Origin of the sequence: Bacillus sp. FJAT-22090 (assembly GCF_007676755.1) — a bacterium.
Classification (GTDB): domain Bacteria; phylum Bacillota; class Bacilli; order Bacillales_A; family Planococcaceae; genus Psychrobacillus.
Genome location: NZ_VEBK01000001.1, coordinates 403,920 through 417,803, shown reverse-complemented (window position 1 = coordinate 417,803; position 13,884 = coordinate 403,920). Strand labels below are relative to the sequence as shown.

The window sequence follows — 13,884 nt, the reverse complement described above, 5'->3', positions numbered from 1 at the left end:
GAGTTGTCCCCTCATCTCTTATTTATATCTTCTTCTGTGTAAAATACCTACTAGGACCTGAACCATGTGCTTCTAAATCCATACTATTAAGCATGCGCGAAGCAGCATACTTCGATTCAACGCCACAAAATCTACGAAACTCTTTATTTGTGATTTCTTTTTTAATTAGCGAAAAATAGTCATTAACCGTAGAAACATGGGCATAACGATCACTTTTCATGCAAACCATACATTTCCAAGTAGTAGCTATGCGTTTCATCCCCAGCACACCACACGCGGGGCATTCAACTCCTGTAATAATTTCATTGGGTGAGATATGATAATGTTCACATAATGGGGGATAAGTGAACGGGGTTTGATCCGCTCGAAGCTTTTGTTCAATCAATTGTAAAGCCGAAGAAGATAGCTTATATGCTTTAAAGTGGTTATAAAACTGAATTACTTTATCATTCATTCCTTCAAGTTGATAGAAAGGGTAGTGCGGAGGCTTCTTTCGAATTCTACTGGATTTGGCAGTCATTATGACAGCGCCTGCCACTTGCACATCCGGAAAATCTTTCCCAAAAAAGGTACGTACAAAACGGATATGGTTCATCAACTGAAAATATGGATTAGGTAAGGAGATTTCCTCGCCAGCTCTTGTTATTTTATAAAAATCCTCAGTCTCCTCGTCCACATATAAATTATCACTATAATTTTTTGACTCTAGCACAATAAGACAACAATTTGTCACAACTAGACAATCGATTTGCACCTTCCACTCCCCTAGAGCCAGACTAACATTGGAGAATAACTTCATAGGAACAGCCATTTTTAGCTCGCCAAGTTTCTGCATTAATCGATTCTCTCCTCTTATACCAGCATCCTTCTTTCTGATTTCTTCCATAATAAATTCACCGATCTGGTCATTTGATACTCGTTTCAACAAAGCATTATGTCCCGACAAAACTTCACCTCCCATCTACCACCATCTTACAATCAAAACACAGAACATTCTACCAAATCTTACATGAAACCAAATCATTGAGTTTTCGTCCTAAGTATGACAAAATATCCACTAGCAGGAGGGAAATTTACATATGAAACTTACACATACAATTGTTGCTGCAGCGCTCGCACTGATACTTTCGGCATGCAATAACAATGAAGATACGAACAACAACGCGGGCTCTGTAAATGACGCAGCACCAGCCAACGTCCAAACGACGACCGACCACGGAGCGAAGGACAAATCACCAGAAGTCGGCTTTGAATTGGCTGGGGGCAACATTGAGGAAGCTACCAACATTCCCGAAAAAGAAAAAACAGCGATACTTGCTGCCTTCGACGAATACATGGAAGCCTTCAATGAAGAAGACATGGACCGTTATATGAACGTCATTTCTAAAAATCCAGAAGGCTTCAACTATGAAACCGAAAAAGCAGACGTAAAAGCGGTCTTCAACGAATACGATATTACACGTACAGCGGAAAATACAACAATCATTAAATATGATAAAACCAATGCACAGGTCTTTACTAATTTGCATACTTCACTTCAACAACCAGGAACAGGTGCGAAAATTGATCGGAATGGTCGCCAAGTAACTGTATTCGTCAAAGAAAACAATAAATGGCTTGTCACAAGCGTCTACTTTATTGGAGATTCTTCAACTGAATGACAAATATACCCCGGCATATATGACAAATATCATGTCCGGGGTGTTTTTATGCTTTCATTTCCCATTAGAATTCAGTAAAATTAACAATAGGAGTGTGATTTTAATATGAAGACAGCAATAGTAACAGATAGCACCGCCTATATCCCAAAGGAACTTCGCGAAAAACTCGATATTCGCATGGTGCCACTCAGCGTTGTCATCGGAAATGACACTTATCGAGAAGAAATCGACATCAACGCAACCGAATTTTACGACAAGGTCCGGAACGAGCGCACGCTTCCCAAAACGTCGCAGCCCGCTCTAGGAGAATTTGTGAAAAATTTTGAAGAACTATCGAAACAATACGACGCCGTTATTTCCATCCATCTATCGAGCGGTATTAGCGGAACACTCGCAGGTGCCAAACAAGCTGGCAGCATAGTGGACAACATAGACGTACATACATTTGACTCGGAACTTTCCTGCATGGTGCAAGGCTTTTACGTCATCCGTGCTGCACAAATGGCACAAGAAGGGGCGCATCCAGACGAAATCCTGAACGAACTAAACATTATGAAGCAAACAACTCGTGCATACTTCATGGTGGACAACCTTGACCATCTGCACCGCGGCGGTCGACTCAACGGATTCGAACGGGTCATTGGCTCTGTCCTTCAAGTGAAACCAATTCTTCACTTCGAAAACAAAGTCATCGTGCCATTCGAAAAAGTGCGCACACGCAAAAAAGCGATGAAACGCATTGCAGACATGCTCCAAGAAGATGCGAACAAATATGCAAAACTGCAAGCGACCATCATTCATGCAAACCAAGAACAGGAAGCAATTGCTTGGAAAACCGAGTTAGAGGCACTTATGCCAAACGTAGAGTTCACGATCAGCTATTTCGGTCCAGTAATCGGCACGCACCTCGGCGAAGGCTCGATGGGTCTCGGATGGGTAAAAACCAACTAAGGAGAATGCCCATGGACAAACAGCTACAACAATTTCTCACTGGCCGCATCTGGCTTCGCGAACACGCCCCATTTCCGTGCGAAGCCATCGACGCCCACATCGAAAGCGGTCACATCCACCTCAAACATGGCATCGACACAATCGAAACCCCTTCCCACTTTTGGCAATTAAAGAAGAGCATATGCAATCGATGCAACAACACCGACCAGCAATTATTTCACACATTTCATTGCGCACGCTGTAACAAAAAATGCACCTATTGTCGCCACTGTATTCGGATGGGGCGGGTGAGTAGCTGTTCGGAGCTACTAGTATGGAACTCAGACCATGCCCGCAGCGTGAACGTTCATGTGTTTGCTTGGAGCGGCCAGCTAACACCCCTTCAACAAAAAGCAAGTGAAGAACTTCTCGCAAGCGTCGAACAAAACAAATCCCACTTGCTTCATGCAGTTTGTGGAGCTGGAAAAACAGAATTACTATTCCCATCCATCTTTAACTGCCTTCAGCAAGGAAAACGAGTTTGCGTAGCAGCCCCACGAACCGACGTTATCTTAGAACTATTCCCTCGATTTCAACAAGTGTTTCCCAAAACAACTATCCATGCATTATACGGAAGGGCTCCCGACCAAGAAGGCTTTGCTGAGCTGATCCTTGCAACGACACATCAGCTTTACCGTTTTGAGCATGCATTCGACGTCGTCTTTGTGGATGAAGCAGATGCTTTTCCGTACTATGCAGACAACACATTACAAAGCGCGGTCATAAAAGCTGCAAAAAAAGACGCTGCCATTCATTATGTTACAGCCACTCCTACCAAATCGCTCAAAACAACAAACAAATCCGTTCTTTCAAAAAGATATCATGGACATGATTTACCTGTACCAAGATTCGATAGTTTATGGGGATACGCTCGTAAACTAAATAAAGGAAAAGTCCCTTTTAAACTAAGGCAATGGATCGATGAAAAAAGGACAAACGGAATCCCATTTCTCGTGTTTTTACCAACGATAGAAATGCTTGAAAACTTTCCATGTGACCTTCCAAGAGTTCACGCGGAACATCCGGAGCGAAAAGAGCTTGTTATGCAGCTTCGTGAAAAGAAAATACCAGGTCTACTCACGACAACGATTTTAGAAAGAGGCATAACCATTGAAAATGTTCATGTGGCGGTCGTCGGAGCGGAACAACAAATCTTTACTTCCAGTGCATTGATTCAAATTAGCGGACGAGTCGGACGTTCATCTCAATATCCAACCGGGGACATTGTTTTTTTCCATCATGGCATTTCTCGAGAAATGGACAAAGCACAAGCTGCGATCGAGGGGTGGAATCGACAATGAATTGCTTAATATGCGGAAGCTCCTTTCAAGCCGCACCCACATGGTCGAAATTGTTTTTGAGAGAAAGAGAATCATCTACATGTAATAGATGCCTCAGTAAATTTACTAAATCAGCTATAGAAATCCATTTCGATGACTTTAAAGGAACGCTTTATGAAGGAGCAGTCGATTCCGTTACAGCACTCTATACGTACAACGAAGCGATGAAAAGCTATTTGCATCAATACAAGTTTTTGCAAGACGTCGCACTAGCCCAAGTATTTTCAGAGCAACTGTATCAAGCATTCGAAGGCAAAGAAGAGATAGTCGTACCAATCCCCATGCATCCAAAAAAGCTAGTTCTAAGAACGTTTGCCCAAGTAGATGAGCTGCTAACTAGTGCAACGATTCCTTTCCAGCATGTTCTAACGAAAACAGCTCTGACTGAACAAGGAAAAAAGTCGAAAAAGGAACGCCTAGAAGCCAGCCCTTTATTTGAAATGACAGGCACAATCGAAGCACGAGACTATATTTTATTCGATGATATATATACCACAGGTGCAACCATCCATCATGCTGCAAAACTATTAAAAGACGCAGGAGCAACAAGAGTGGATGCAATTACTTTAATAAAAGGATAATCCGTCGATATAATAACTAAAGAATTGTATATTGGGGGAAAACCATTATGGGAGAACTAAAAAATTGCCCATCCTGCGGCGAATTTTTTAACTATACAGGCATAAGAGATGTGTGCAACAATTGCGCCATGAACGAAGAAAAACTATACGAAACAGTCTATCGCTTCCTTCGCAAACGCGAAAATCGTGCCGCAACCGTCGAGCGAATCGTCGAAGCAACCGGCGTAGAAGAATCCCTTCTCCACAAATGGGTAAGAAAAGGTCGCTTGCAACCAGCCTTATTCCCAAACCTAGGCTATCCATGCGATAACTGCGGAAAACTAACAACACAAGGAAAGTTATGCGTTGATTGCACTGCAGACCTAAAAAAAGGCTTACGTCAATTCGACGCGGCCCAAGAATTCCGTGACAAAGTCAACAACAAAGAAAGCACCTATCACAAAGACCTAAATTAACTCTCACTAACGTGGGAGTTATTTTCTATCGAATAAATAATCCATTCCAAGGAAGTTCCAACCAAACGTCCCTGCATTTCACATAAAGCTTGTGAGTTCTACTCAAACATCCCCGAGTTTCACACACAGCCCGTGATTTCCATTCCAACTCCCTTGGAATTCAACTTAATCTCTTAATACCCAAGACCTATACTCCATAAATCGTTCAAATGACTCTAAACACTTCTCGAATCCAACCGAAATAAACTATAGACACTTCTTACAAGAAGAAAGGAGGACGAAGAAATATGAAAATCAACAATATCGGTTTAAACCAAGTAAATCCATATAAACGCAACCAGCAACAAGCTGAAAAAGTGCAAAATAGCACGAAACCAACTACAGATCAACTAGAAATCTCATCTGCTGCAAAAAGCATGCAAACAAAATCTCCAGTTGAGGTAGAACAAGCAGAACGAGTTGCTGCCATTAAAGCGGATATCGAGGCAGGAACATACAAAGTAGATGCCAAAAAACTAGCATCGAACATCCTTAATTATTACCGTATGTAAAAGGAGACTATAAGCATGTCCATCGAAAAGATTTTGCAGTCTCTAACGAAACTTGAAATGTTACACAAAAGTTTACTAGAAATTGCATACAAAAAGACAGAAGCGATCAAAACCGGAGACATGGACAGTCTAAACCAACTGCTCAAGGATGAGCAGGCGCACGTAGCAGGCATTTCTCAGCTAGAACAACAGCGTCAAATAGAGGTAACGGATTACCTTCGAGCAAAAGGATTTGCTCCTACTGACAACCCAACTGTTGCACTTGTCTTAGAACATACCAACTCAACAGAGGAAAAAGAGCAGTTAGGAGCAGCCCGCAACAAGTTACTCCTCACACTAGAAACGCTCAAACACCAAAACGACCTAAACCAAAAACTAACGCTTCAGTCACTCCAATTCGTCAACTTAACATTAGACGCATTACGACCAAAGCCAGACCAAATAAACTACTCTAAATCCGAAGTACAAAGTCCATCTAAAGACAAAACCTACTTCGATTCACAAGCATAAGGAGGCGAACCCATGGGCTCCACATTTATGGGACTAGAAACAAGTAAACGCGGACTTTACACACAACAATCCGCACTATATACAACCGGACACAACATCTCAAACGCCAACACACTCGGCTATTCACGCCAACGCGTCAACATGGAAGCAACATTAGGATATCCAGGAACAGGCTTAAACGCACCGAAAATACCTGGGCATCTTGGAACAGGTGTACAGGCTCAATCTGTTCAACGTATTCGTGATTCTTTCGTGGACAATCAATACCGCCAAGAATCCAACAAACTAGGTTATTGGGAATCAAGATCCCAAGCAATCACTCAAATGGAAGACGTACTAAATGAGCCTTCAGAATACGGTTTGGCAAAATCGATGGATGAATTTTGGAAATCCCTTCAGGATTTAAGTGTAAACCCTGAGAATGGTGGGGCACGTTCAGTAGTTGTTCAACGCGGAATCGCAGTAGCAGATTCCTTTAACTACTTATCCAAATCGATTTCCCAAATTCAAGAAAACGCTGGAAAAGAAATCGGTATCTCTTTAAAAGATGTAAACTCCATCTTAGAACAAATCGCAAATATCAACGAACAAATTCAAGCTATTGAACCAAACGGCTATATGCCAAACGACTTATACGATGCACGTGATATTTTACTTGATGAATTATCGACGTACTTCCCGATTGAAACGAAAAATGAACCTTCCGGGGGTAATTCACTAGCTATCGCAGAAGGTTCAGTGACTGTAAGCATAAAATTAAATGATGGTCCTCCTATTGAAATAATAAATGGCAAGGATTATAAACAATTCAGGACATCTCCTGCACTTTCAAGAGAAGATGGCGGAGATGGTATTACTCCTACTGGTCCTGTTACAGGATTAACTCTTGTAAAGGTAGATGCAAATGGAAATGACTCTGCAACAACAGACACAATTTCACTTTCCAAGTTAAATGATACTGGTAAAGTAAAATCTTTAATAAATTCATATGGTTTTGAAACCGGTGATGCTACTAACCCTGTTAAAGGTCTTTACCCCGATATGCTTGCCAAATTAGACAAAATGGCTGAGGCATTTGCAAAAGAATTTAATAAAATTCATATGGGGGATCCAGCTGACACTGCAAACTATCCGCAAGGTTCGGATATTTATGGTAAACAAGGTGAAGCTTTCTTTATTAACAAAGATGATAATAGTGGAGCTGGAATAACTGCAAAAAATATTAATATTTCTTCTGAAATTATCAAAGATCCAGGAAAAATTGTTGCTTCTGATTCAGCGCCGGGAGCCGCTGAACCAGGCAACGGTAAATTTGCATTAAGACTAGCAAATATGAAATTTGCTAGCCTGGATGAACTAGGAAAAGTCAGTGCCCAAACTTATTTCGAGGGGCTAATAGGTCAATTAGGAGTAGACGGTCAACAAGCAACACGCCTTGCATTCAATTCAGCGACGCTTCAACAAGCTGTAACAGAACGTCGTGCATCTGTAAGCTCCGTTTCATTAGACGAAGAAATGACGAACATGATTATTTTCCAACAAGCATACAACGCATCGGCGCGTATGATTACAGTAGTAGACGAAACATTAGACAAAATTATCAACGGCATGGGCCGTGTAGGATTATAAAATAGGGGGAACTATACATGCGTGTTACCCAATCAATGCTATCAAATAATATGCTACGAAACTTATCGAATAGCTATAACAAAATGGGAAAACTACAAAATCAAATTGAAACAGGTAAAAAAGTGACTCGCCCTTCTGATGACCCAGTGGTGGCAATGAAGGGAATCGGATACCGAACAGCATTAGACAAAGTAGAGCAATTCCAACGTAACATTGGAGAAGTAAATAACTGGTTAGATAGTTCCGACGATGCTTTTGATAAAGTAGGTGCAGCATTACAAAGAGCAAATGAGTTAGCGGTAAAAGCGGCAAGTGATACAACAACAGCTGACGACCGAGCAAAAATTGAAAGTGAATTAGACCAACTAAGACAACATATTCAAAATATCGCTAACACAAAAGTGGGAGATAAATATATTTTTAGTGGAACTAATACAACATCGCCACCATATAATACAACTGCCAATCCACCTGCATATGTAGAACTCAAGGATGCAGATGGAAATCCAATAAACGAGGCTTTTAATAAAGATGTAGAAATAGAAGTATTCGATGGAATAACGCTTAAAGTAAATACAAATGCAATCGACGTATTTAAAAATATCGATCAAATGTTTCAAGATATAAAAGATGGAAAAGTCGACTACAGTGAAGCCATTGGGAAAATTGACGAGCAAATGAATGATATATTAACAACTCGTGCCGACATAGGTGCAAGACAAAACCGTGTAGAACTTATGGATGATCGTTTGCAATCACAAGAAGTAATTGCAACCAAACAAATGTCTGAAAACGAAGATGTTGACATGGAAAAAGCAATTACAGAAATGATTACCCAAGAATCGATTCACCGTGCAGCCCTATCAGTAGGTGCTCGAATCATTCAACCAAGCTTAGTAGACTTTTTACGATAATATAACAAAAGCGTTTGGACAAATTGTTCCAAACGCTTTCTTTAAAGGGGGCGCAAAATGAATATTCCCAAACTGCAAGTTCAATCAACAAAAGCACAAATCGGTTTAAATATACAAAAACCAGTCCAGCAAATTGAACAACCTAGTGCTAATTTAGATCTACAACAACCAAAAGCAGTACAAACAATGAAAACTACAAAACCACAGCTTACAATCGACACAGAACAAGCTCGTGCAGATGTTGATTTAAAAAGTGTTAGAAGAAGAATGGAAGACTATGCTGCAGAAGGGCATCAAGGTGTGTCAGAAGGCATCGCTAGACGCGCACAACAAGGCACCGAACTGATGAAAATCGAAAATGGTGGGAATCCGATAAAATCACAAGCTCAGCAATCAGGTCGACAACCATACTCCGGCTTAGCGATTAAATTTGTGCCTTCCTATGGTAGTGTTAAAGTAAACTTTGAACCAGGAAGCGTCGACATCCAAGTAGAACCACAAAAAGTAATCAATAACACAACAACCAATAAACCAATCCATAACTACACACCGGGGAAAGTAAAAGTGGAAATGCTACAACATGCATCACTTACAATCGATTGGCTTGTGTAATTAAACATAAGGAGTTCAGCAAATGAAAATCAAAACAGCTTATATGGGTGAGATAGAAATTGACCCATCCACCCTCATGACTTTTGAACATGGCATACCGGGTTTTGAAGAAGAAAGAGACTTCGCATTACTTCCGATTGAAGACAATGATGCATTCCACGTATTGCAATCAATTCAAACAGAGGCTTTAGCATTTATTGTTACTAATCCATATACAATTACAACGAACTACAACTTCGAGGTAGATGAAGCAATTGTACACGCCCTGCAAATAAAAGACGAAAAAGAAGTGGCAGTGTTTGCAATCGTGTCCTTAAAAGAAACTATTGCTCAATCTACACTCAATCTAAAAGCACCAATCATTTTAAACACAACTAACAAAAAAGCAAAACAAGTTATCTTAAACAGTGAAGAATATGCAATTCGTCACCTCATCTCATCAGAAAGTCAAAAGGGGTGAAGAAATGCTAGTATTATCTAGAAAAGCAGGCGAAACAATTTGGATCGGCGAAGACGTGGAAATTATTATTTCTGAAGTAAAAGGGGAGCAAGTGAAAATCGGTATACGCGCTCCAAGAAGTATTGATGTAATCCGTGGAGAATTAAGACAAGATGTATCAACATCTAACACAGAAGCAGTAATTAATAATCTAGACTTATTCAAAAACCATAAAGATTAATTTCGAAATCTATAAAAAAATATTTGTAAAACTATTAAACATTATCTTTCGATTCCGATACTATCTATGTAAGCAAGAAAAACGGGGTCCGGCCGGCTCGGTTCTCTTGTCTCCTACAAAAAAAACAAACACTGCTCACATGGACGTGAGCAACATATTCCAAGGAGGAACTAATAATGATTATCAATCACAATATCGCAGCACTTAACACACACCGTCAATTATCAAGTGCAACTGGTGCACAATCTAAATCAATGGAAAAACTAGCTTCAGGTCTTCGCATCAATCGTGCAGGAGATGACGCAGCAGGTCTAGCAATCTCTGAAAAAATGCGTGGACAAATCCGTGGATTAGACCAAGCATCTAAGAACTCTCAAGATGGTATTTCAATGATTCAAACAGCTGAGGGTGCTTTAAACGAAACTCATGACATCCTTCAACGTATGCGTGAACTAGCTACTCAAGCTTCCAATGATACAAATGTTGGTGTTGACCGTAATGAAATCCAAAAAGAAATCAACCAATTATCTTCAGAGATTAACCGTATTGGTAATACTACTGAGTTCAATACGCAAGGTCTTTTAAAAGGTGACGGGAAATCTAATTTAGATACATCTAACATTGCTAATCTTTCAGGAAAACTTACTTCAGGTGCTGAAAAAGTAACAACGGAAGCTAAGCAAACAATTACAGTCGGAGCAGCAGCTGCTGCAGGAAATACAGTAAAAACAACATTAAACGGTATTGATTTAACAGTTTCGTTTACAGCTTCTGCTGCAAATGGAGGCGTTGCAGGGGATAACAAAGGTTATAATGTAACTTCGACATCAGCAGATGTTTCAATTGATGCAAGCCCTTCACAGGCAAATGCAGCAGCAGGATTAAGAGACGCTTTCCAAAAAATGATCGATGAAAATGAAACTTTAAAAGGACAATATAAAGTTACTGGTTCTGGTAACGATGTTGTTATTGAGGCAGTTAAAGGTGGAACTTTTGAAGGTGCAGCAGGAAATATTGGAGCAATTGCTATAACTGGTGTTGCCGGTACTAATGGCGCTGCAAATGCAGGTGTAACTACACCAGCAGTAAATGCTACAAAAACAATTTCACTAGGAGCCGCTACAACTGATACAGCTATTAAAGATCTAGTAGGAAAAGGGTTTACTGTTAATGGTCAACAAGTAGAATTCTATAATGCAAACGATGGTGCTTATACTGGAAATGCAATAGGTGTCAACATCAGTGATGCTTTAGCCGCAACAGCAAACAAAGACCAAGCATTAGCGAAAACAGTTGCAGCTCAACTTGGATCTCAAATTGAGGGTGTTAAATTTAGCAATGTTGCTGCATCAGCTGACTTAGTTGTTACTGCTACTAAAGGCGGTTTAGCTGGAAATGAAATTGAAATTAAAGATGGTGGAGTACAAAAAGATTTTGAAGCTACTTTCCAAGTAGGAGCAAACAAAGGACAAAGCATGAGTATTTCTATCGCTGACATGCGTTCTGATGCTTTAGGTATTACAGGTAAAGCTGGCGATGCTGGTTTCACAAAAACAAATGTTGTTACTGATGGTACAAATAACACGGCAAAAGAATCTGCACTAGATGTATCTTCACATACTAGCGCATCTGCTGCTATTGAAACTATCAACAAAGCAATTGAAACAGTATCAAGCGAACGTTCTAAACTAGGTGCATTCCAAAACCGTTTAGAGCACACAATCAACAACTTGAACACATCTTCTGAAAACCTAACTGCTGCGGAATCTCGTATCCGTGACGTAGATATGGCAAAAGAAATGATGAACCAAACAAAGAATTCTATTCTTTCTCAAGCAGCACAAGCAATGTTGGCTCAATCGAATCAGATGCCTCAAGGAGTTCTACAACTTCTTCGATAATCGATTCAAGGGCGTCTTACTTGGTAACGAGTAAGAGCATTACTGGGTGAATTGCTGGAACTTCCTGAAGTTCACTTTCCTACAACGCAGCTGGAAACGGCAAACGTGAACGGTCGAAAAAAAGTGAAATTGGATAATCAGCAGCCAAGCTCCTGTGAGGAAACTCTGGAGAAGGTCCAACGACTAGGATATACCGTCTAAAGCAAACTAGCCATGACGATGAAATCCGTAGGGCGTCAAACGACGTTCGAAGTGCCCAGCCCCTACAAGTTTCACTTGAGGGTGAAGATATAGTCTATTCTATGATCGAAAGACATAGTCGCAAAGCAAGCGAACCAACAACCACAAGGCGTACTTCAATTATTACGTTAATCTGGTTAAAAAACGCGGTCCGGGAAATCCGGACCGCGTTTTAAATGCTTAAAAGTTATAACTAATCTTCAGATATTATTATTCACTTATGAGCATTAAAAAATATTATAAGACGAAATTTAGATTTAGTTTAGAAATTATATTGAAAAGAGGAACATTCTTTACTGTGAACAAATAGATCAGCACATGAGGGGGGAGCATTCTTGAAAAAATGGGAAATGCAAATAAAATTAGACTTCAAAAATAATACACTTTATGAATTAGGTTATTTGGCTACAGATATAAATCAGCTCATTGTTTTTTGTGTACTTTTCGAAAACGGTAATCATGAAGAACTCGAAAAAATCTTTGTGGGTACAGGTAATTATGCCTTAACAAGAGATACCAAGGTATTAAAAGAAAATAGAAATAGTGCGGAAATAAAATATATTAAAGATGGTTCGATAGTTATTGGAATTAGTGTCGCTAGTTTATTAGCTACTATTATTATTCCTCTCATAGTTCATAATGTTGAAAAAAAAATAAATGAAAAAGAAAATTATTATGTCTTTGAAATAGCACTAGAAGATGAACGATTAAGCAAGTTATTAGAGGAGTTCGAAAAAGGTAGTTATGGCAAAGAAATAGAATCTTTGCAATGGTTATTAAATAGCTTATCCCGAAGTGGTTACAATGTTTCAATAAAATCTAAAGATATTTACGTAATTCATAATATAATAAATAAGTACGAGAAAAAAATCATTAAAATGATTAAAAAGTGATTTTATTAAATCAACTTCAATATCTACAAACATTGTATTCGATGCAATTGACAAATGAATCTCGGTAAGAAATTTTTGAATCATCATTGAAAATACATACCTACATTGTTAAATAGATAGAGAACAACGAGGAGGAAGATATGAATCTTAATCAAAAGAAATCCTTGAACAACAGCTTCTATGGACTAAGGAACAGGTTCCCATTTAGTATGCAATGGACGTGAAAATCTATGAAATGAAAAGAAGTGCAGAGTATGCTTTAGAACATAATCTTTTAGCAATAGAAATTAGAAGTCTGAATAGTGAATTGAATGTATTAAGGAATAAATACAGTTCCCAAGGGAAACAGCTATATCCAGTCCTACATTAGTGATAGGTCCCAAGGTGTGGGTGTCAGGTGCTTACGCAATTAAATCGCCATCAGAAATCACCGACCGCGTTTTATATTATTAAACGTTACCCTGTTTTTGTAAATCACTCCACTTGTACACAACAGACCAATAACTCCTATTTAATATATTACTAATCACTTTGTCAGTGAAACCGAGTGATTTTAGTATAATGAGTAAATCTATTTCCTCATCTGAATATACTTCGCTACGGGAACTTGAGCTTGTTATTATTTGATAATCTGGATATTCAGTTTTCCATTTCATATACTCTTTGGTGAAGCGGAAGTTCCAATTTGTTTTATAGTACATGGAGGGACAATCTAATATTACAGAACGTATCGCCTGGAGAAATTTAAAAGTTTCATTTACACTAGTTGTTTTAAGAACATATCCACAGCCATCTTTTCGTTTGCTCAAAGAAAAGTTAACCTTAAAACATATCAAGATATGTTCTTTTAAAAACCTAGATCCGATTTTGTAAAGGATTGAAGGTAAAGATAAATATGCGGTGTTAAGTACACTTTCCTTAGTCTAT

Annotated in this window: 16 protein-coding genes and 1 pseudogene; 15 read left to right on the top strand and 2 right to left on the bottom strand. The window is 39.3% G+C overall.

Going from position 1 to position 13,884, the window contains the following annotated elements; genetic code table 11:
- Positions 1–22: 22 nt before the first annotated feature.
- Entirely contained in the window at positions 23–946 is a 924-nt protein-coding gene (locus FS486_RS02005) for a nuclease-related domain-containing protein (RefSeq protein WP_186321291.1), read from the bottom strand.
- 133 nt (positions 947–1,079) lie between these two features.
- Between FS486_RS02005 and FS486_RS02000 the strand changes: the two genes are divergently transcribed.
- From FS486_RS02000 to FS486_RS01935, 15 genes and pseudogenes are all read left to right on the top strand, one after another.
- On the top strand, positions 1,080–1,661 hold the full coding sequence (locus tag FS486_RS02000; RefSeq protein WP_144509579.1) for a DUF4440 domain-containing protein: 582 nt from the start codon (positions 1,080–1,082) through the stop codon (positions 1,659–1,661).
- Between the two features lie 105 nt (positions 1,662–1,766).
- Complete coding sequence (locus tag FS486_RS01995; protein WP_144509578.1) at positions 1,767–2,612, top strand: DegV family protein; 846 nt, start codon at positions 1,767–1,769, stop codon at positions 2,610–2,612.
- 287 nt (positions 2,613–2,899) lie between these two features.
- Positions 2,900–3,952, top strand: coding sequence for an ATP-dependent helicase ComFA (locus tag FS486_RS01990; RefSeq protein ID WP_313956962.1), 1,053 nt, complete (start codon positions 2,900–2,902; stop codon positions 3,950–3,952).
- Positions 3,949–4,572 carry a ComF family protein gene (locus tag FS486_RS01985; RefSeq protein WP_144509576.1) on the top strand — a complete coding sequence of 208 codons (624 nt, stop codon included), beginning with the start codon at positions 3,949–3,951 and terminating at the stop codon, positions 4,570–4,572. Before FS486_RS01990 ends, FS486_RS01985 begins: the two co-directional genes overlap by 4 nt.
- A 47-nt stretch (positions 4,573–4,619) precedes the next feature.
- Positions 4,620–5,027 carry a TIGR03826 family flagellar region protein gene (locus tag FS486_RS01980; protein WP_144509575.1) on the top strand — a complete coding sequence of 136 codons (408 nt, stop codon included), beginning with the start codon at positions 4,620–4,622 and terminating at the stop codon, positions 5,025–5,027.
- 287 nt (positions 5,028–5,314) lie between these two features.
- A complete protein-coding gene (flgM, locus tag FS486_RS01975; protein WP_144509574.1) occupies positions 5,315–5,578 on the top strand; it encodes a flagellar biosynthesis anti-sigma factor FlgM in 264 nt (87 codons plus the stop codon).
- A 15-nt stretch (positions 5,579–5,593) separates the two neighbouring features.
- Positions 5,594–6,088 (top strand): flagellar protein FlgN, encoded by a 495-nt coding sequence (locus FS486_RS01970; protein WP_144509573.1) that lies wholly within the window; start codon positions 5,594–5,596, stop codon positions 6,086–6,088.
- A gap of 12 nt (positions 6,089–6,100) precedes the next feature.
- Complete coding sequence (flgK, locus tag FS486_RS01965) at positions 6,101–7,717, top strand: flagellar hook-associated protein FlgK (protein ID WP_144509572.1); 1,617 nt, start codon at positions 6,101–6,103, stop codon at positions 7,715–7,717.
- Positions 7,718–7,734: 17 nt separating this feature from the next.
- A complete protein-coding gene (gene flgL, locus FS486_RS01960) occupies positions 7,735–8,631 on the top strand; it encodes a flagellar hook-associated protein FlgL (RefSeq protein WP_144509571.1) in 897 nt (298 codons plus the stop codon).
- A gap of 57 nt (positions 8,632–8,688) precedes the next feature.
- On the top strand, positions 8,689–9,243 hold the full coding sequence (locus tag FS486_RS01955) for a DUF6470 family protein (RefSeq protein ID WP_144509570.1): 555 nt from the start codon (positions 8,689–8,691) through the stop codon (positions 9,241–9,243).
- Between the two features lie 22 nt (positions 9,244–9,265).
- Entirely contained in the window at positions 9,266–9,703 is a 438-nt protein-coding gene (fliW, locus tag FS486_RS01950; RefSeq protein WP_144509569.1) for a flagellar assembly protein FliW, read from the top strand.
- 4 nt (positions 9,704–9,707) lie between these two features.
- On the top strand, positions 9,708–9,923 hold the full coding sequence (gene csrA, locus FS486_RS01945) for a carbon storage regulator CsrA (RefSeq protein ID WP_144509568.1): 216 nt from the start codon (positions 9,708–9,710) through the stop codon (positions 9,921–9,923).
- Between the two features lie 176 nt (positions 9,924–10,099).
- A pseudogene (locus FS486_RS20625) lies at positions 10,100–10,453 on the top strand (flagellin N-terminal helical domain-containing protein); the annotation flags it as partial.
- Between the two features lie 372 nt (positions 10,454–10,825).
- Entirely contained in the window at positions 10,826–11,824 is a 999-nt protein-coding gene (locus FS486_RS20620) for a flagellin (protein WP_395940823.1), read from the top strand.
- A 575-nt stretch (positions 11,825–12,399) separates the two neighbouring features.
- Positions 12,400–12,957, top strand: a complete 558-nt coding sequence (locus FS486_RS01935) for a hypothetical protein (RefSeq protein WP_144509566.1) — start codon at positions 12,400–12,402, stop codon at positions 12,955–12,957.
- 449 nt (positions 12,958–13,406) lie between these two features.
- Here FS486_RS01935 and FS486_RS20360 read toward each other — a convergent pair whose 3' ends face one another.
- Positions 13,407–13,766 (bottom strand): hypothetical protein, encoded by a 360-nt coding sequence (locus tag FS486_RS20360; protein WP_260857991.1) that lies wholly within the window; start codon positions 13,764–13,766, stop codon positions 13,407–13,409.
- Between the last annotated feature and the right edge of the window lie 118 nt (positions 13,767–13,884).